The 16,102-nt window shown below is 72.9% G+C and carries 19 protein-coding genes; 9 read left to right on the top strand and 10 right to left on the bottom strand.

Features of this window, described 5'->3' with window-relative positions; genetic code table 11:
* Nucleotide 1: 1 nt before the first annotated feature.
* The gene (locus tag ACZ6S5_RS19785) at nt 2-841 is read right to left on the bottom strand and encodes a DUF3027 domain-containing protein (RefSeq protein ID WP_466002374.1); all 840 of its coding nucleotides are present in this window, start codon (nt 839-841) and stop codon (nt 2-4) included.
* Between the two features lie 87 nt (nt 842-928).
* Between ACZ6S5_RS19785 and ACZ6S5_RS19780 the strand changes: the two genes are divergently transcribed.
* Together ACZ6S5_RS19780 and ACZ6S5_RS19775 are read left to right on the top strand one after the other, a co-directional pair.
* Entirely contained in the window at nt 929-2,527 is a 1,599-nt protein-coding gene (locus ACZ6S5_RS19780) for an MFS transporter (protein WP_466002373.1), read from the top strand.
* Complete coding sequence (locus ACZ6S5_RS19775) at nt 2,524-3,192, top strand: futalosine hydrolase (protein WP_466002371.1); 669 nt, start codon at nt 2,524-2,526, stop codon at nt 3,190-3,192. Before ACZ6S5_RS19780 ends, ACZ6S5_RS19775 begins: the two co-directional genes overlap by 4 nt.
* Here ACZ6S5_RS19775 and ACZ6S5_RS19770 read toward each other — a convergent pair.
* On the bottom strand, nt 3,167-4,003 hold the full coding sequence (locus tag ACZ6S5_RS19770) for a GNAT family N-acetyltransferase (RefSeq protein WP_466002369.1): 837 nt from the start codon (nt 4,001-4,003) through the stop codon (nt 3,167-3,169). The genes ACZ6S5_RS19775 and ACZ6S5_RS19770 overlap by 26 nt on opposite strands.
* Nucleotides 4,004-4,366: 363 nt before the next feature.
* Between ACZ6S5_RS19770 and ACZ6S5_RS19765 the strand changes: the two genes are divergently transcribed.
* Nucleotides 4,367-5,197, top strand: coding sequence for a 1,4-dihydroxy-6-naphthoate synthase (locus tag ACZ6S5_RS19765; protein ID WP_466002367.1), 831 nt, complete (start codon nt 4,367-4,369; stop codon nt 5,195-5,197).
* On the opposite strand, the gene ACZ6S5_RS19760 is transcribed toward ACZ6S5_RS19765, so the two are convergent.
* On the bottom strand, nt 5,158-5,544 hold the full coding sequence (locus ACZ6S5_RS19760; protein WP_088997128.1) for a cold-shock protein: 387 nt from the start codon (nt 5,542-5,544) through the stop codon (nt 5,158-5,160). The genes ACZ6S5_RS19765 and ACZ6S5_RS19760 overlap by 40 nt on opposite strands.
* A gap of 31 nt (nt 5,545-5,575) precedes the next feature.
* The gene (locus tag ACZ6S5_RS19755) at nt 5,576-6,199 is read right to left on the bottom strand and encodes an HAD family hydrolase (RefSeq protein ID WP_466002365.1); all 624 of its coding nucleotides are present in this window, start codon (nt 6,197-6,199) and stop codon (nt 5,576-5,578) included.
* Between the two features lie 62 nt (nt 6,200-6,261).
* Here ACZ6S5_RS19755 and ACZ6S5_RS19750 point away from each other — a divergent pair, with 62 nt between their 5' ends.
* Nucleotides 6,262-8,730, top strand: a complete 2,469-nt coding sequence (locus ACZ6S5_RS19750; RefSeq protein ID WP_466002363.1) for a helicase-associated domain-containing protein — start codon at nt 6,262-6,264, stop codon at nt 8,728-8,730.
* Nucleotides 8,731-8,734: 4 nt separating this feature from the next.
* Here ACZ6S5_RS19750 and ACZ6S5_RS19745 read toward each other — a convergent pair whose 3' ends face one another.
* Together ACZ6S5_RS19745 and ACZ6S5_RS19740 are read right to left on the bottom strand one after the other, a co-directional pair.
* Entirely contained in the window at nt 8,735-8,971 is a 237-nt protein-coding gene (locus tag ACZ6S5_RS19745; RefSeq protein WP_466002361.1) for a hypothetical protein, read from the bottom strand.
* Nucleotides 8,972-9,052: 81 nt separating this feature from the next.
* The gene (locus ACZ6S5_RS19740) at nt 9,053-9,919 is read right to left on the bottom strand and encodes a L,D-transpeptidase family protein (protein ID WP_466002359.1); all 867 of its coding nucleotides are present in this window, start codon (nt 9,917-9,919) and stop codon (nt 9,053-9,055) included.
* Nucleotides 9,920-10,092: 173 nt separating this feature from the next.
* On the opposite strand from ACZ6S5_RS19740, the gene ACZ6S5_RS19735 reads away from it, so the two are divergent.
* Nucleotides 10,093-11,772, top strand: coding sequence for a DNA repair helicase XPB (locus ACZ6S5_RS19735; RefSeq protein WP_466002357.1), 1,680 nt, complete (start codon nt 10,093-10,095; stop codon nt 11,770-11,772).
* On the opposite strand, the gene ACZ6S5_RS19730 is transcribed toward ACZ6S5_RS19735, so the two are convergent.
* Nucleotides 11,773-12,120, bottom strand: coding sequence for a type II toxin-antitoxin system HicB family antitoxin (locus ACZ6S5_RS19730; RefSeq protein ID WP_466002355.1), 348 nt, complete (start codon nt 12,118-12,120; stop codon nt 11,773-11,775).
* Nucleotides 12,117-12,362, bottom strand: a complete 246-nt coding sequence (locus ACZ6S5_RS19725) for a toxin HicA (RefSeq protein ID WP_466002353.1) — start codon at nt 12,360-12,362, stop codon at nt 12,117-12,119. Before ACZ6S5_RS19725 ends, ACZ6S5_RS19730 begins: the two co-directional genes overlap by 4 nt.
* Nucleotides 12,363-12,368: 6 nt before the next feature.
* Here ACZ6S5_RS19725 and ACZ6S5_RS19720 point away from each other — a divergent pair, with 6 nt between their 5' ends.
* The gene (locus tag ACZ6S5_RS19720; protein ID WP_466002351.1) at nt 12,369-12,758 is read left to right on the top strand and encodes a type II toxin-antitoxin system HicB family antitoxin; all 390 of its coding nucleotides are present in this window, start codon (nt 12,369-12,371) and stop codon (nt 12,756-12,758) included.
* Nucleotides 12,759-13,327: 569 nt separating this feature from the next.
* Here the strand turns inward: ACZ6S5_RS19720 and ACZ6S5_RS19715 are convergent.
* Nucleotides 13,328-13,555, bottom strand: a complete 228-nt coding sequence (locus ACZ6S5_RS19715; protein ID WP_466002349.1) for a winged helix-turn-helix domain-containing protein — start codon at nt 13,553-13,555, stop codon at nt 13,328-13,330.
* A gap of 331 nt (nt 13,556-13,886) precedes the next feature.
* Here ACZ6S5_RS19715 and ACZ6S5_RS19710 point away from each other — a divergent pair, with 331 nt between their 5' ends.
* Nucleotides 13,887-14,183, top strand: a complete 297-nt coding sequence (locus ACZ6S5_RS19710; RefSeq protein ID WP_466002347.1) for a DivIVA domain-containing protein — start codon at nt 13,887-13,889, stop codon at nt 14,181-14,183.
* The gene (locus ACZ6S5_RS19705) at nt 14,180-14,446 is read left to right on the top strand and encodes a hypothetical protein (RefSeq protein WP_466002345.1); all 267 of its coding nucleotides are present in this window, start codon (nt 14,180-14,182) and stop codon (nt 14,444-14,446) included. Before ACZ6S5_RS19710 ends, ACZ6S5_RS19705 begins: the two co-directional genes overlap by 4 nt.
* A 241-nt stretch (nt 14,447-14,687) precedes the next feature.
* Here ACZ6S5_RS19705 and ACZ6S5_RS19700 read toward each other — a convergent pair whose 3' ends face one another.
* A complete protein-coding gene (locus ACZ6S5_RS19700) occupies nt 14,688-15,557 on the bottom strand; it encodes a GNAT family N-acetyltransferase (protein WP_466002343.1) in 870 nt (289 codons plus the stop codon).
* Nucleotides 15,558-15,725: 168 nt separating this feature from the next.
* Between ACZ6S5_RS19700 and ACZ6S5_RS19695 the strand changes: the two genes are divergently transcribed.
* A complete protein-coding gene (locus ACZ6S5_RS19695; RefSeq protein WP_466002341.1) occupies nt 15,726-16,004 on the top strand; it encodes a DUF7336 domain-containing protein in 279 nt (92 codons plus the stop codon).
* Nucleotides 16,005-16,102: the final 98 nt, after the last annotated feature.

Raw genomic sequence — 16,102 nt, 5'->3', positions numbered from 1 at the left:
GTCAGGGGTGGCCGTACGGCTCCGCCGGCTCGCCCGCCTCGACCGATCCCGGGGCCCGGCTGACCGAGACGGCCTCGACCGCGCTGTCGTCGTAGACCGTGGGCAGCTCGTCGACCGGGGTGTCGGCCGCTTCGATCAGCGTCTCCGAGTGCGCGCCGCAGCCGTGGTCGGCGCTCACCACCCGGCCGTCGTCCGGCGCGTAGAAGTTGCCGCAGGCGCCGAAGGCCGGTCGCATCGCACCAGCGAGGGGCAGGTAGAAACCGCAGGTGCCGCAGCGGGCGGCGGCCGGCGCGGCCATCGAGATGGCGGCCCCGGGGCCGTGGTCACCGTCGTACCAGCGCTGGGCGGCCTCCGACCGGCCCTCGCGGGACAGCACCCGGGCCCGGCCCAGGCCCAGCTCCCACGCGGTCTCCTCGACCGCCGGGTCGTCGGAGAGCAGGTAGCCGGGGGCGAGGCGCTCGTCGTCCGGCGGGGTGGGCAGCAGGTCACCGGGGCCCAGGTCGCCCGGCTTGAGTCGCTCCTGCCAGGGCACCCAGCCCGGGGCGAGCAGTGCGTCCGAGCCGGGCAGCAGGACCGTCTCGCAGATGGTGACGGTACGGCTGCGCGGCACCCGGGTCACCGTGACGGCCCAGCGCCAGCCCCGGTAGCCGGCCAGCCGGCACTCGAAGTAGTGCGTGACGAGGCGGTCGCCCTCGGCCACGGCCTGGAGGTGCTCACCGACATCGGTCGGCTCGACCTCGGTGATGCCGGCGCGGGCCACCTCGACGGCGGCGGCGCAGACCTGGTCGAGCCGGGGAGCGCGGGCGGAGGCGGGCCTGGTCACCCACCCATTGTTCCCCATGCCCACGGTCGGCCGACAGGCACTCCCCGGGGTCGTTCTCGCCGGCTGGTGGGGCATGCGTGGAGCAGATGGGTGAGGATGGGGGGCATGCCGCTGTCCTCCCGCTCCGGGCGGTCCGTCCTCGGGCGGACCGTCGGTACGGGCATCCGCGCCACCCGCCTGCTGTTCCGCGGCTCGCTGCGGGGCGGACGGTGGATGACCCGGCGGGCCGGCTCGGCCCGGGCCCGCAGCGCCGGCAACGAGGTCGGCATGGTCCGTATGTTCGACCTGCACGCCCTCTCCTGCGCCGGGGACACCCTGATCGCCATCGGGCTGGCCGGGACGATCTTCTTCGACGTGCCGCTGGGTGAGGCCCGGAACAAGGTCGCCCTCTACCTGCTGGTGACCATGGTGCCGTTCGCCATGCTCGCTCCGGTGGTGGGCCCGCTGCTGGACCACTTCCGGCACGGCCGCCGGTACGCGCTGGCCACCACCATGCTCGGCCGGGCCTTCCTGGCCTGGCTGATCTCCGACTACATCGGCGGCTTCGGGCTCTACCCGGCGGCGTTCGGCGTGCTCGCCCTCTCCCGGGCGTACGGGGTGGCCCGCTCGGCGGCGGTGCCCCGGCTGCTGCCCGAGGGGCTGGGGCTGTCCCAGGTGGGCGCCCGGGCGAGCGTCTACGGCACGGTGGCCGGCGCGCTGGTCGCCCCGCTCGGGCTGGCCGCCTTCTGGTTCGGGGCGCAGTGGCCGCTCCGGGTGGCCTCGCTGCTCTTCCTGATCGGCATGGTCATCTCGCTGCGGCTGCCGCCGAAGGCCGACTCGGAGCCGCCGGAGCGGGTCCCCCGCCCGTTGCGGGCCCTGCGCCGCCGGGAGGGCGAGCGCCCGCTCGGCCGGGGCCGGCCCGCCGGGCGACTGGTGATCGCCACCCTGGTCGGCGCCGCGGCGCTGCGCGGCCTGTACGGCTTCCTGCTGCTCTACCTGGCCTTCGCGATCAAGGCCGGCGACCTGACCACCGACTTCTTCGGCCGGACGCTGGGCGCCCAGGCCGCGCTGGGGCTGGTCGGCGGGGCGCTCGCGGTCGGCAGCTTCCTGGCCACCGCCGTCGGCACCCGGCTGCGCATCCACCGCCCGACCGCGATCCAGTCGAGCGGCATGATCATCGTCGCCGGGGTGGCGGTGCTGGCCGCGTTGAAGTTCTCGTTGCCGCTGGTCGCCCTGCTCTGCCTGGTCACCGCCCTGATCAGCGGGATCGCCAAGCTCGCCGTCGACGCGTCGATCCAGGAGCGGATCCCGGAGCGGCTGCGGGCCAGTTCCTTCGCCCACTCGGAGACGGCGCTGATGCTGGCCTTCGTGGCCGGCGGCGGCCTGGGGCTGGTCCCCTTCACCGGGCAGGTCGGGGTCGCCGTCGCCGCCGGCGTCGCGGCCCTGGTGGCCGCCCGCGGGGTGCTGGTGGCCAGCCGGCTGCGCAACGAGCACCTGGTCGGCCGCCCGCTCGGCGACGACGAGTTGGAGCCCGGGGCGGCCGAGGAGTTCGCCGACCTGGCGCCCACCTCGCCGGCCCCCGCACACAGGGACGCGCCCGGGCCGGTCGACGACGACGGGCTGGCGCCGCCCGGCTTCCACATCTACCGCCCCTCCTCGTCGGTCGGCGGCCCCGGCGGAGCCGAGGACGAGAACCAGCGGGAGTCCCGGGGGCCGCGCGGGTGAGGGAACTGCTGGTGGTGACCGCCGTACCCGCCGAGGCGGAGGCGGTCCGGGCGGGCCTCACCGACCCGACGGTGACCGTCGCCCCGGTCGGGGTGGGCCCGGCCGTCGCCGCCGCCGCCACCGCGCGCCTGCTGGCGCTGGCCGAGGCGGTCGGGCGGCCGTACCGGGCGGTGGTCAGCGCGGGCATCGCCGGTGGCTTCGTCGGCCGGGTGGCGGTCGGCGGCACCGTGCTGGCCACCCGCAGCGTCGCGGCGGACCTGGGCGCCGAGTCGCCGGAGGGCTTTCTCCCCATCGAGGAACTGGGCATGAAGCCGGAGCTGCTCGGCGCCGGAAGCGTGGTGCCGGCCGACCCGGCGCTGCTGGACACCCTGCGCGCGGCGCTGCCGAACGCGGTCGCCGGCGCGGTGCTCACGGTGAGCACGGTGACCGGCACTGCCGAGAGCACCGCGGCCCTCGTCGCCCGTCACCCCGACGCCGTGGCCGAGGCCATGGAGGGGTACGGCGTGGCGGTCGCCGCCGCCCAGGCCGGCCTGCCCTTCGCCGAACTGCGCACGGTGTCCAACCCGATCGGCCCCCGGGACCGGGGCGCCTGGCGGATGCGGGAGGCCTTCGCCGCCCTCACCACGGCGGCGACCGCCCTCACCTCGCTGGTGGCACCGGGCTGACCGGCCGTTCCAGCCGGAGCGCGGCGGGCCGGCTCGCCTGGAGTTGGAAGCCGCAGGCGAGCAGGAAGCGGATACCGGCGAACTCGGTGACGGCGTGGACCGCATGCACGCCTGCCTGATCCATCTCCACCACCAGCGCGTCGACCAGCCGCCGCCCGATGCCCAACAGCTGATACGGCGTGGCGACGAGCACTCCGTCGAGCACGATCTCCCGCCGGCCCGTCAGGGCATACCCGAGCAGCAGGTCATTGCTGCGTTCGTGCACGCGCAGCTCGCCGACCAGCTCACCGTCGGGCAGCTCGGCGACGAACCGCCAGGTGGTCGACGGGAGCGCCGGGTCGACGTACCGGCGCACGGCGAAGTGCCGGCGCACCCGGTCCCGCTCCCGCTGACGGTCGCGTTCGCTGCGGTCCAGCCGATAGGTGGCCGCAGGCAACCGGGGCCACCGCTCCGGGGGAACGTTGTACCAGTGCGCCCACCAGGCACCCGGCCAGTCCCGGGGCTCCCGCACCTCACGGGCGTCGAGGTGTGCGGGGCAGCGCCGGCCCGCCGCGTCGCGCAGCGCCTCCTGCGGGACCGGACGCAGCTCACCGGCGTCGCCGCCGGAGATGGTGATCCGGCCGCCAACCGCACCCACCAGCCGATTGATGGTGCGGAAGCCGGGATCGGTCGATCGCCCCGACTCGATCCGCGCGATCGTCGCCTGCGGCACCCCCGACTTTTCGGCCAGTTGGCGCTGGCTCAGGTCGGCGGCGCGACGCAACGCCCGCAGGGTTGCGCCCAGATCGGTGAAGGGCTCGGAGTCGGGCACCCGCCCATGCTCGGCCTCACCTGGCCCAGGCTTCAACGCCAGGTATCCACCTGTGGAAAACGCTGTGGAAAACACCTCTGCCTGGGGACGGACACGGGTCATGAGCCGCTACAAACTTGATGACGTCAACGACTCGGCGCACCTCGGGCGACAATCGAGGGGTGCCTGCCACGGCTGCAGGATGCCCTCGGGGGTGGCTGGTGCTCGATCGATCCACGCTCCGCCGCGACCATGACTGCGGCCCCGGTCGCCACCGCGATCCATTCACGTCATCAAGTTTGTAGGCGATGAAAGAGGGTGTCCGGGTCACAGCGGCGGACGGGGGGTGGCGGAGGGTCCGTGGGGCGGGGTTAACGTGGGGACGTGGCGCTCTCCCTGGCGATCTCCCCCTGCCCCAACGACACCTTCGTCTTCGATGCCCTGGTGCACGGCCGGGTGCCGGGCGCACCGGCGGTCGAGGTGACCTACGCCGACGTGGACGTGACCAACACGGCCGCCGAGCGTGGGGCGTTCGACCTGGTGAAGGTGAGTTACGCGGCGCTGCCCTGGCTGCTGGACGACTACCACCTGCTGCCCTGCGGCGGGGCGCTGGGCCGCGGGTGCGGCCCGCTGGTGCTCACCCGGGGCGACCGCACCGACCTCTCCGGCGCGACCGTGGCGGTGCCGGGCGAGCGGACCACCGCGTACCTGCTGTTCCGGCTCTGGGCCGCGGAGCAGCCGCCGGCGCGGATCGAGGTGGTGCCGTTCCACGAGATCATGCCGGGCGTCGCCGCCGGCCGGTACGACGCCGGGCTGGTGATCCACGAGGCGCGCTTCACCTACCCCCGGCACGGGCTGACCGCCCTGGTCGACCTCGGCGAGTGGTGGGAGGGCGACACCGGCCTGCCGATCCCGCTCGGCGCGATCCTGGCCCGCAAGGGCGCGGTCGACCCGGTCGACGCGGCCGGCTGGATCCGCGAGTCGGTCCGCCAGGCCTGGGCCGACCCGGAGGCCAGCCGCGACTACGTCCTCTCCCACGCGCAGGAGATGGAGCCCGACGTGGTGGACCGGCACATCGCCCTCTACGTCAACGAGTTCACCGCCGACCTGGGAGAGGCCGGCTTCGCTGCCGTCGAGGCGCTGCTGGGCCGGGCCACCGACGCCGGGCTCGTCCCTCAGACCTCCAGCTCGCGCGCCACCGCGTGGACCAGCTGAGCGATCTTCTGCGCGGTCTTACGGTCCGGGAAGCGACCCCGGCGCAGGTCCGGCTGGACCTTCGCCTCCAGCACCTTGATCATGTCCTCGACCAGGCCGTGCAGCTCCTCGGCCGGCCGCCGGCGCAGCTCCGCCACCGAGGGCGGCGCCTCCAGCAGCTTCACGCCCATCGCCTGGGCGCCGCGGCGGCTGTCGACCACGCTGAAATCGACCCGCTGGCCACCCTTCAGGTCGGTGACACCCGCCGGTAGCGCGCCCTTGGGCAGGAACACGTCGCCACCCTCGTCACTGGTGACGAACCCGTATCCCTTGGCCGCGTCATACCACTTCACTCGACCCGTCGGCACCTGAAAACCCCTGCTTCGCTCTTGAAGACCTCTACCCCTTTAAGGCTAGCCGGATGATCCGGTCCAGCGCCGCCGAGAATCGGGTGAGATCATCCAGCACCTGGTCGGCTCCGGCGGCCCGCAGCTCATCGGCCGTGCACGGCCCCGTCGCCACTCCCACGCCCGGGATTCCCGCCGCCTGCGCCGCCGCCATGTCGGCCACGTGATCGCCCACGTAGAGGGTCGCCCCGTGCTCCCGCAGGGCGGTCGCCTTCTGCTCGGCGAACAGGTCCCCGGCCAGCTCGTCGACCCCCAGCCCGAGGTGGTCCAGGTGCAGCTTGGCCAGCCGGCCGATCTTCGAGGTGACCACCATGACCCGGCCACCCCGGGCGTGCACCGCGTCGATCGCGTCCGCCGCGCCGGGCATCGGCAGCGTCGGGGTGATCGCGTACGCCGGGTAGAGCTCCCGGTAGATCGTCACCGCCTCATCGACCTGCTCCGGCGGGAACCAGTGCGCGATCTCGGTGCGCAGCGGCGGGCCGAGCCGCGACACCGCCAGTTCTGCGTCCACCGGCACCCCGGTCCGGACGGTCAGCGCCCGGTAGGCGGCGGCAATGCCGGGGCGCGAGTCGACCAGGGTCATGTCGAGGTCGAAGCCGACCATCAGTGCGGGCATGCCGAGAACGTACCCGTTCCGAGGGGCGAGACGGCCCTCGGCCGGGCTAGCGTGGAACGACGATGACCACCTCACTCGCCGACCATCTGCGGACGCTCCCCGACGAGTCCCTGGCCGCCCTCCTCCAGCTGCGGCCCGACCTCGTCGTGCCGGTGCCGGCCGACGTCTCCGCGCTCGCCATCCGTGCCCAGTCGCGGGTCTCCGTCGCCCGGGCGCTGGACGGGCTGGACCAGTTCACCCTGCTGATCCTGGACGCCGCCCGGCTCACCCGCGACCCGCAGGGCGGCGGCACCGCCACCGACGCGATCCTGGCGATGGCCACCGCCGGCCCGCACCCGCCCGCCCCGACGGCCGTCCGGAGGGCGATCGACAAGCTCCGGGCGCTCTTCCTGCTGTACGGCCCCGAGCACGACCTGCACGTGGTGGGCGGCGTCGACGAGGTCGCCCCGTACCCGGCGGGGCTGGGCCGACCGGCGGCGGAGCTGGACCCGCGGGCGGCGGCCCTCTGCGCGGACCCGGCGAAGCTGCGGCGGACGCTGCTGGCCGCGCCGCCCTCAGCCCGGGCGATCCTGGACCGGCTGGCGGCCGGCCCGCCGGTCGGCACCGTGCCGCCGGGCGCGCTGGAGGCCCCCGCCACCGGCACCGAGGACGCCCTCCCGCCGGACCTGGTCAACGGCGGCGCGCCGACCGGCTCGCCGATCCGCTGGCTGGTCGAGCACCGGCTGCTCGTCCGGATGTCCGGCGGCAAGGGTGGCGCGGGGACCGTGGAACTGCCCCGCGAGGTGGGGCTGCTGCTGCGCCGGGACAGCGGCCCCCTGGGTCCGCTGCGCACCAGTCCGCCCGTGGTGGCCAGCCCGGCCCGCGAGGCGAAGGCCGTGGACTCGGCCGGGGCCGGGCAGACCATGGAGGTGGTCCGGCACACCGAGGCCCTGCTGGAGAGCCTGGCCGCCGAGCCGGCCCCGGTGCTGCGCTCCGGCGGCGTCGGCGTGCGGGACCTGCGCCGGCTGGCCCGGGGCCTCGGGCTGGACGACGCCACCACCGCGCTGCTCTTCGAGGTCGCGTACGCGGCCGGGCTGGTCGGCGAGCTGGAGGTGACCGCCGCCAGCGCCCGCTACGGCGGCGACCAGCAGATCCTGCCCACCGGCGGGTACGAGGTGTGGCGGGCCGCCTCGCTGGCCCAGCGCTGGGAGCAGCTGGCCCGGGCCTGGCTGACCATGACCCGCCAGGTGGGCCTGGTGGGGCAGCGCGACGACCGGGATCGGCCGATCTCGGTGCTCTCCGCCGAGGCGGAACGGGCCGGTGCCCCGGCCGCCCGCCGTTCGGTGCTCGGCGTGCTGGCCGACCTGCCGCCGGCGACCGCCCCCACCCCGGACGAGGTGCTGGAGCTGCTGGACTGGCGGGCGCCCCGGCGGGCGCGCGGGCGGGAGGCCGCGCACCGGGAGGTGCTGGCCGAGGCGGCCCAGCTCGGGGTGACCGGGCTCGGCGCGCTCACCTCGTACGGGCGGCTGCTGCTGGCCGAGCTGACCGAGGCCGACGAGCGGGCCGAGGACCCGCTCGGGCTGCGCTCCGACGCCGAGTCGGGCGAGCCGTCGACCGCCGTACGGGCGCTGGACGCCCTGCTCCCCGCCCCGGTCGACCACTTCCTCGTGCAGGCCGACCTGACCGTGGTGGTGCCCGGCCCGCCCGACCCGGCGCTCGCCGCCGAGCTGGACGTGGTGGCCGAGCACGAGTCGGCCGGCGGAGCGAGCGTGCACCGGGTCACCACGGCCAGCATCCGGCGGGCCCTGGACGCCGGCTACTCGGCCGACGACCTGCACACGCTGTTCCGCCGCCGGTCCCGCACCCCGGTGCCGCAGGGGCTGACGTACCTGGTGGACGACGTGGCCCGCAAGCACGGCGGCCTGCGGGTCGGCTCGGCCGGCGGGTACGTGCGCAGCGACGACGAGGCGCTGCTCACCGAGGTGCAGTCCGACAGGCGGCTGGAGCCGCTGGCGTTCCGCCGGCTGGCCCCGACGGTGCTGGCCACCCCGTACCAGGTGCAGCGGATGCTGACCGCGCTGCGCGAGGCCGGGTACGCGCCCGTACCGGAGGATGCCAGCGGCGCGGCGGTGCTCTCCCGGCCGAAGACCCGGCGGGCGCCGACCCGGGTGCCGGCCGGGCGCAACCTGGACCCGCTCGCGGCGCCGAAGCTGCCGCTGCCCCGGCTGCTCGGGGTGGTGGAGCAGATCCGGCGCGGCGAGGCGGCGGCGCGGGCGGCCCGGCGGGCCCCGGCGGTGGTCCGCGGCGGCGCGACGCGCACCGGTCCGGTGCCGGCGCACACCCACTCCGACGCGCTCGCGGTGCTCCAGCAAGCCGTGCGGGACAAGGCGCTGGTCTGGGTCGGCTACGTCGACGCGCACGGGGCGACCGCGTCCCGGCTGGTCCGGCCGGTGTCGATCGGGGCGGGCTACCTGCGTGCCGAGGACGAGCGCACGGAGATGCTGCACACGTTCGCGCTGCACCGGATCACCGCGGCGGTGCTGGAGGACTGATCGGTCACTGCCCGTTGTGCCGGAACGCGCCGATCACGGAGACGGCGAGCAGCAGCCCGAACCCGGCGCCGGCCGACTCACCGACCGAGTCGACGAAGCCCTGGCGTTGCACGAGCAGCCCGAAGAGGAACCAGCCGAACAGGGCGACGGCGGCGGCCGAGTAGCCGACCAGGACCGCGGTGGGCACCTCGTGCTCGGGCTGCCGCTGCTGCTCGGGGAGCACCTCGTGGTCGACCGTCATGCCAGTCCCTCCCGCCCCGTCCGGACCCGCTTCCAGCGTGACACCGGCGCGTCCGGGCGGACAGGGGACAAAACCCTGAACTCAGGTGCCGGGTCGGCGGCCGAAGACGACCACCCGGGTGCCGATCGAGCCCAGCTCCCAGAGCCGGACCGCGTCCCGGTGCAGCAGGTTGACGCAGCCGTGCGACCCGATCGACTTGTCGTGCAGGTAGGTGGTGGTCTCGTGGAACCCGATCCCGCCGTTGAACTGCTGCCAGTAGGGCAGCCACACCTCGTACGGGTTGGACCACTCCTTCAGGTTCCGGCCGCCGACGGAGTAGGTGCCGGACGGGGTGGCGTACCCGGCCATGCCGGTGCGGGTGACCGTCGGGCCCATCAGCACCTTGCCGCCGCGCATCGCCCAGACGGTCTGCCGGGTCAGGTCGACGCAGAAGGTGAGGCCGGAGCCGGCCTTGCAGCGGTGCACGTCGGTGGTGGCCAGCCGCCGCGCCACGTCGTACGTGGTGTCGCCCGCGCGGCCGGCGGCGGGGTTGATCCCGTACCGGCGCTGGAACTTCTTGATCGCCGTGCAGTCGGCGGCGGACTGCTTGCCGTCCACGGTGACCGGCCCGAACCCGCCCAGCCGGGCCAGGTACGTCTCCACGGCCCGCTGGTGCTCGCCCTGCGGGCAGCCGGTGAACCCGGTCGGGCTCGGCTTGGGCGTGGCGGTCGGCGCCGTCCGGCTGGGCTTCGGCGTGGCCGTCCGGCTCGGCTCCGCCGACGGGGACGTGGTCGTCTGGTCCGGCGTGGGCACCGCGCTCGCCCCCGATACTCGCTCCGTCTCGGCGACGGGGGCCGGGGCGGCGGCCCCGGACTCGTCGCGTCGCGGATCGAGCGCGCACGCACCGACGCCGACCAGCACGACCGCAGCCAGGGTGACGACCCGGACGGTGAACCGGACACGCTTCATGGAGCCTCCCCTGGGCAGTTGTCCCGCTTGCTAGACGTGTGGGAAGACTGTCACGTTGCCTGTGCCGTGTGACTTTTTCCGGACACCTTCCCCCGTGCAACACTGGATGGTCCGCCTTCGGCAGGTCAGCCGGGCTGCGGGCGACGAATCCGGCACAAGGAGAGGACGCTGGCGTGAGCGGTGGACCACTGATCGTGCAGTCGGACAAGACCCTGCTGCTGGAGATCGATCACCCCGACGCGCAGGCGTGCCGGATGGCGATCGCGCCCTTCGCCGAGTTGGAGCGCTCGCCAGAGCACGTGCACACCTACCGGCTCACCCCGCTGGGGCTGTGGAACGCCCGGGCCGCCGGCCACGACGCCGAGGGTGTGGTGGACGCGCTGATCAAGTACTCCCGCTACCCGGTGCCGCACGCGCTGCTGGTCGACGTGGCCGAGACCATGGACCGGTACGGCCGGCTCCAGCTCGCCAACGACCTGGTGCACGGCCTGGTGCTGCGCGCCCTGGACCGGCTGGTGCTGATCGAGGTCGCCAAGAGCAAGAAGCTCGCCGGCATGCTCGGCAACAAGATCGACGACGACACCATCCAGGTGCACCCGTCCGAGCGGGGCCGGCTCAAGCAAGCGCTGCTCAAGCTCGGCTGGCCGGCCGAGGACCTGGCCGGCTACGTCGACGGCGAGGCGCACCCGATCGAGCTGGCCGAGGCCGGCAAGGACGGCGGCAAGCCGTGGACCCTGCGGTCGTACCAGCGGGAGGCCGTGGACGCCTTCTGGGCCGGCGGCTCCGGCGTGGTGGTGCTCCCCTGCGGCGCCGGCAAGACCCTGGTCGGCGCGGCGGCGATGGCCGAGGCGAAGGCGACCACCCTGATCCTGGTCACCAACACGGTCGCCGGCCGGCAGTGGAAGCGGGAGCTGGTGGCCCGCACCTCGCTCACCGAGGAGGAGATCGGCGAGTACTCGGGCGAGCGCAAGGAGATCCGCCCGGTCACCATCGCCACGTACCAGGTGCTCACCTCGCGGCGCGGCGGCGCGTTCACCCACCTGGACCTGTTCGGCGCCCGCGACTGGGGCCTGGTCATCTACGACGAGGTCCACCTGCTGCCCGCGCCGATCTTCCGGTTCACCGCGGACCTCCAGGCCCGCCGCCGGCTCGGCCTCACGGCGACTCTGGTACGCGAGGACGGCCGGGAGGGCGACGTGTTCAGCCTGATCGGCCCCAAGCGGTACGACGCGCCGTGGAAGGACATCGAGCAGCAGGGCTGGATCGCCCCGGCCGACTGCACCGAGGTACGGGTCACCCTAACCGACGCCGAGCGGATGGCGTACGCGACCGCGGAGGCCGAGGAGCGCTACCGAATGGCCGCGACGGCTCGCACCAAGCTGCCGGTGGTGAAGGCGCTGGTCGACCGGCACCCGGGCGAGCAGGTGCTCGTCATCGGCGGCTACATCGACCAGCTGCACCAGCTCGGCGAATACCTGGACGCGCCGATCGTGCAGGGGTCGACGACCAACAAGGAGCGCGAGCGGCTGTTCGACGCGTTCCGCTCGGGTGAGATCCGGACGCTGGTGATCTCCAAGGTGGGGAACTTCTCCATCGACCTGCCTGAGGCTGCCGTGGCGATCCAGGTGTCCGGGACGTTCGGGTCTCGGCAGGAGGAGGCGCAGCGGCTGGGGCGGGTGCTCCGGCCGAAGGCCGACGGTCGGCAGGCGCACTTCTACACGGTGGTGTCCCGCGACACGATCGATACCGAGTACGCGGCGCACCGGCAGCGCTTCCTCGCCGAGCAGGGGTACGCGTACACCATCGTGGACGCAGATGACGTACTCGGGCCGTCGCTGCCGTCGTTCGACTGATCAGGCGGCGCTGAGCTTCCGCAGCACGTACTGGTTGAGGCTGATGCCGTCCTCGGCCGCGTGGATGGCGAGTTCGCGGTGCAGGCTCTCGCCGACGCGAAGGTTGAACTTGCCCGAGTAGCTGCGCTCAGCGAACGGCTTCGGGACCTGTTCGCCCTGCTCCTCCATGTCGGCGATCACGTCACGCAGCAGATCCTGCAGCCCCTGCAGAGCCTCGATCTGAGAGGACGCGAGCCACGAGAGGGACGGAAACTCGGCGCAGGTGGCCACGAACTCGTGGTCCTCGGGTGACCAGGTGACGCGGTAGGTGTAGTGGGTGATCTCGGGACGGGCTTCGGGCTGCCTCACATGGCCTCCTTCTTGTCGATCGCTTTGAGCACCTGCCGGACCTGGTACGCCTTCGCCTTGCCCTTGTCGTCCTGGATGTTGATCCGCGGGTCGCCCGCCCAGGGCATCTTGAACACCGCGTGGGAGGTGCCCGTCTGTCGCGGCTTCCCGAAGTAGTGCTCGCACACCCGGTAGAGATCGTTGTAGGCGATGTTCTGCGGGTTCTTCCGCATCGCGTCAACGAGCTTGGCTATGGACGACACCTGGCGATGGTACTACTGGCGGTACCATCGGCGCAAAGCTTCGTCCGCTCTGGTGATTGGTGGGCGATCAGCGTGCCGGAGATCAAGGGCCTGCTCTGTCAGGCTCGCCATCTCGACCAGGTCGAAGGGACGGCACGCGAAGCCATCGCTCTGATGCTCGACGTCGACCCGCAGAACTTCGCCGTCGACCTCCAGCCCAACCCAGCGCAAGAAGTGACGCGCGGCACCCGGGGCACCCCGACACAGTCGTGTCCTGCAACGAAGTCGATCAATAGCGACTTCCGTGCCCGCTACCCCGGCCCCAGCCCCCGTCGGGGGATGCGGTTTCAGGTTGTTGGCCGCTGCCGGCTGGTGACAACCCACGTCGACGAGCAGGTGGCGGGCCTCGTTGGTTGACGTTTAGGTCCAGCCTGCATCAGGGCTCGCGCTGCCTTGCTGCTGCCTCGCTGCCTGACGCCTCGCCCAAAGCGCTGTGCACAGCGTGCAGTGTTGTCCGCTCGCGTTTACCCCAGGCTCCCGTCTGCGGACCACCGCCGGCGATACAGTGCGAGCAGAGCCATCAGTCAGCCGCTGACAACCGCTCCGATAAGCGCGCTCGCCGACACTGCGAGGCCGAGGCCCAGGACCAAGTAGCGCCACGGCGCGAGCGACGCAACTCGCCCCGGGCCTTGGCGGTAGGGAATCCCAGCGATCAGCACAGCGATCGCCACCGGCGCGAGGGCCATCCACGAGTCCTCGATGCTGACTAGGCGGAAGTACGCGATCGCCAGGACAGTACCAAGTGCGAGTCCGCCGAGCATGGCTGACCAACCGCGCCAATCGGGCACTCTGACTCTCAACATCCGGCAGCCCTACCCGTCCACATGCGATGTCAATCACCCGTGTTCCCAGCAGACAGTCCGATCATGTCGAGAAAATTCTGAACCATTTTCGGGCATCAGTGCCGCCAGCAAGATGACGCGGAATCAGCGCCGGGTGGACTCGGCGACGAAGACGCCGCGGCCCGGGCGGCCGACCAGCACACCCTGCTCCCGCAGCGTCGCCACCGCCCGATGGATCGTCGACACCGACACGTCGTAGTGGTCACTCAGTTGCTGTGTGGACGGAATCTGCGACCCGGGCTGGAACTCGCCCTCCTCGATCCGCCTCAGCAGGTCGTTGATCAGCTCGCTCATCGTCGGCGGAATCGGCACGTGGAGGCCCCTTGCAGTCGGTTGGCGCTCCCAGTATCGAGCAACAGGTGAAACAGCGGCAATAACTGACGTAGGAGCAGCAGGCAGGAGCGTCAGCGAGATTCGACAGATAAGAGAGCGTTGACAGAGGTGAGAGGTATCGGTAGCGTCGCTCTCGGTGATGCGGTGCTGCTGCGGTCGGTTGGCGCCTCTCGTACCGGTCTCGCATCGCCGTCGAGACCTCATACCCTCCGCGCTCCCCCAGCGCGGCGGGGCGGTCTCCGCCGATCGCAAGCGGCGGAGGCCGCCCCGCCCTCCACGATCCGCGGCCTCCACGAAGGGCGGTCACCTCGTGCGCAACCTGCTCCGCCGGCTGACCCGCCGGCCCCACGACCCGCACCCCACGCCAACCAACACCGCACCGTTGCACCGCACCCCACTACGCCCCTGGCAGGTGCGGGATCGCTGCTTCAACGTCCGCCGGCGCGGCCTCGACCCGGTCGAGATCCACACCTTCCTGCACCGGGTGGCCGACGAGCTGGCCGTCGCGCAGACCGCCCTGGTCGCGGTGCAGGAGGAGAACGTCCGCATCAAGAACGCCCTGCGTGCCTGGCAGAGCGCCCAGTCGGCGAACCGCCTCTACCGATGACCGACCGCTGGGTTATCCACCTGCCGGTGACCGCGCCCGACCTGCACCGCGCCCGGATCTTCGCGCGCACCGCCGCTCGGGTGTTGGCCCAGCTCAGCGCCCGGGTCGAGCCGGGCGGGGTGACCGTGTCGGCGGAGGACGAGCAGTGCGTACGCCATTGGGTCTTTTGCGACCGGCCGCTGCCCAGCGGCGGGCGGTGTGCGCTGCCGGTGGATCACACGGCGGCCTGCGCGCGGCGCGCGCCGTGGCTCAGCCGCCGATGAGGGGCGATGCGGGTCAGTGCTGGTGAATGGCCGCCGTCCCGTCGGGTACGCGGGTTGGGACGCCCGAGGATCGCCAGCTCCGATCTGCCGCACGACAGAAGAGAGGCACGCGATGAGGGACAGACTTCTCAAAGGGTTGAAGCGGAAGGCCCACTCGATCATGGTGCGCCGCAGGCGCCGGGATTCCGTGATCGGCAGGCCGAGCCGCTCCAGAAGACCCGGCCGCCTCTTCCAGTGAGCGTCAGGCGCGGCGGCGCAGGTAGCGGGCGCGGCGGCCGGCGTCGCGGAGCCCGAGCCGCCGGTACAGGCCGGCGGCCGGGTTGTTGTCGTTGACGCAGAGCCACGCCTCGCGGGCGCCGTCGGCCGCGAGGGCCCGCAGCGCGCCGGCCACCAGGTACGCGCCGACCCGCCGTCCCCGCCAGCCGGGGACGACGCCCACCTGGTCGATCCAGTTGTCGATGACGTTGAGGAAGCCCACGGCGCTGCCGTCGGGGCCTCGGGCGATCATCGACAGGTCCGGCCGGTACCCGTCGTCGTCCCGCAGCTCGCCCAGCCATTCGTCGGGCTCCGGCTCGACGAAGCCGGGCCGGTCGGCGAAGGACGCGCGGTAGGTCTCGAACAGCTCGACATCGAGCTTCACCGGCTCGGCGCGGATGCCGTCCGGCGACGCGACCTCCGGGATCGTGGCGAGGTCGTGCCGCAGCACCCACTCGGTGAAGGTCCGCTCGAGGCCGCGCGCCGTGAACAGGGCGTCCGCTGCCGGGGTCCACGTCTCGGTGGTCACCAGCAGGTCGGCGTCGCCGGCCTGCTCCTCCGCCCAGCTCAGCAGCCGGCCGCCGAGGCCCCGCTCGCGCCAGGCCGGATGTACCAGGCCGGTGCTGGTGGCCGGCTGGCGGTCGCTGCCGACCCCCACGGCCGCGACCAGGCTGCCGGCGTGCCAGGCGCCGAGGGTACGGGTCTGGAGCAGCCGGGCCCGCAGCAGCGGCGGACTGGTGAACAGCGGCAGCCCGCCGTCGACGGCCAGGCACGCCTCGGCCAGCTCGGTCAGCGCCGGGAGGCGCTCCTCACCGAACTCTTTCCAGGTCAGCGCGTCCGCACCCGGGTCCACCATGATCCTCTGCCTTCCCTGCCGCCGATCGCCGGACGACCGGCCGTGGCGGCTGATGCCGAGTACCGGCGCGACGGCGTCCGGTGGGCAGTAGGCACGCCGGCTGGTCTCACTGTCAACGGGTTTCATGGGTCGAGCGGTGAAGGAAAGCCGCCGGTAGCGTGCGGCGGCGTGGATGTCTTCCTGCTCTGGCACGTCCGGCACGCCCGATGGCTCGACGGGCGGCCGACGACGCACCGGGACGAAGCCGGCGAGCTGATCTGGGACGAGGAGGACGGCGACGATCTCAAGATCCTCGGGGTGTACTCGTCGGAGGAGCGCGCGGAGGAACGGATCCAGCGGGCGAGGGAGCTGCCGGGCTTCCGCGATGAGCCGGACTGCTTCTACATCAACCGCTACACGCTCGACGAGGACCACTGGACCGACGGCTTCGTGTCCGTCCCGGACTAGCCACAACGCCGTTCAGTTAGGCCGGTGGCTGGCCTGTCAAGGTTCGTTGGTGACGACGTCGATGTTGGTGGTGGCCTTGTAGGTGCGGCGGTCGATGT

The organism is Micromonospora sp. NPDC051924 (assembly GCF_055586005.1).
Note: the sequence above shows the minus strand (reverse complement) of the source record. Positions and strands in the feature narration are given on the sequence as shown.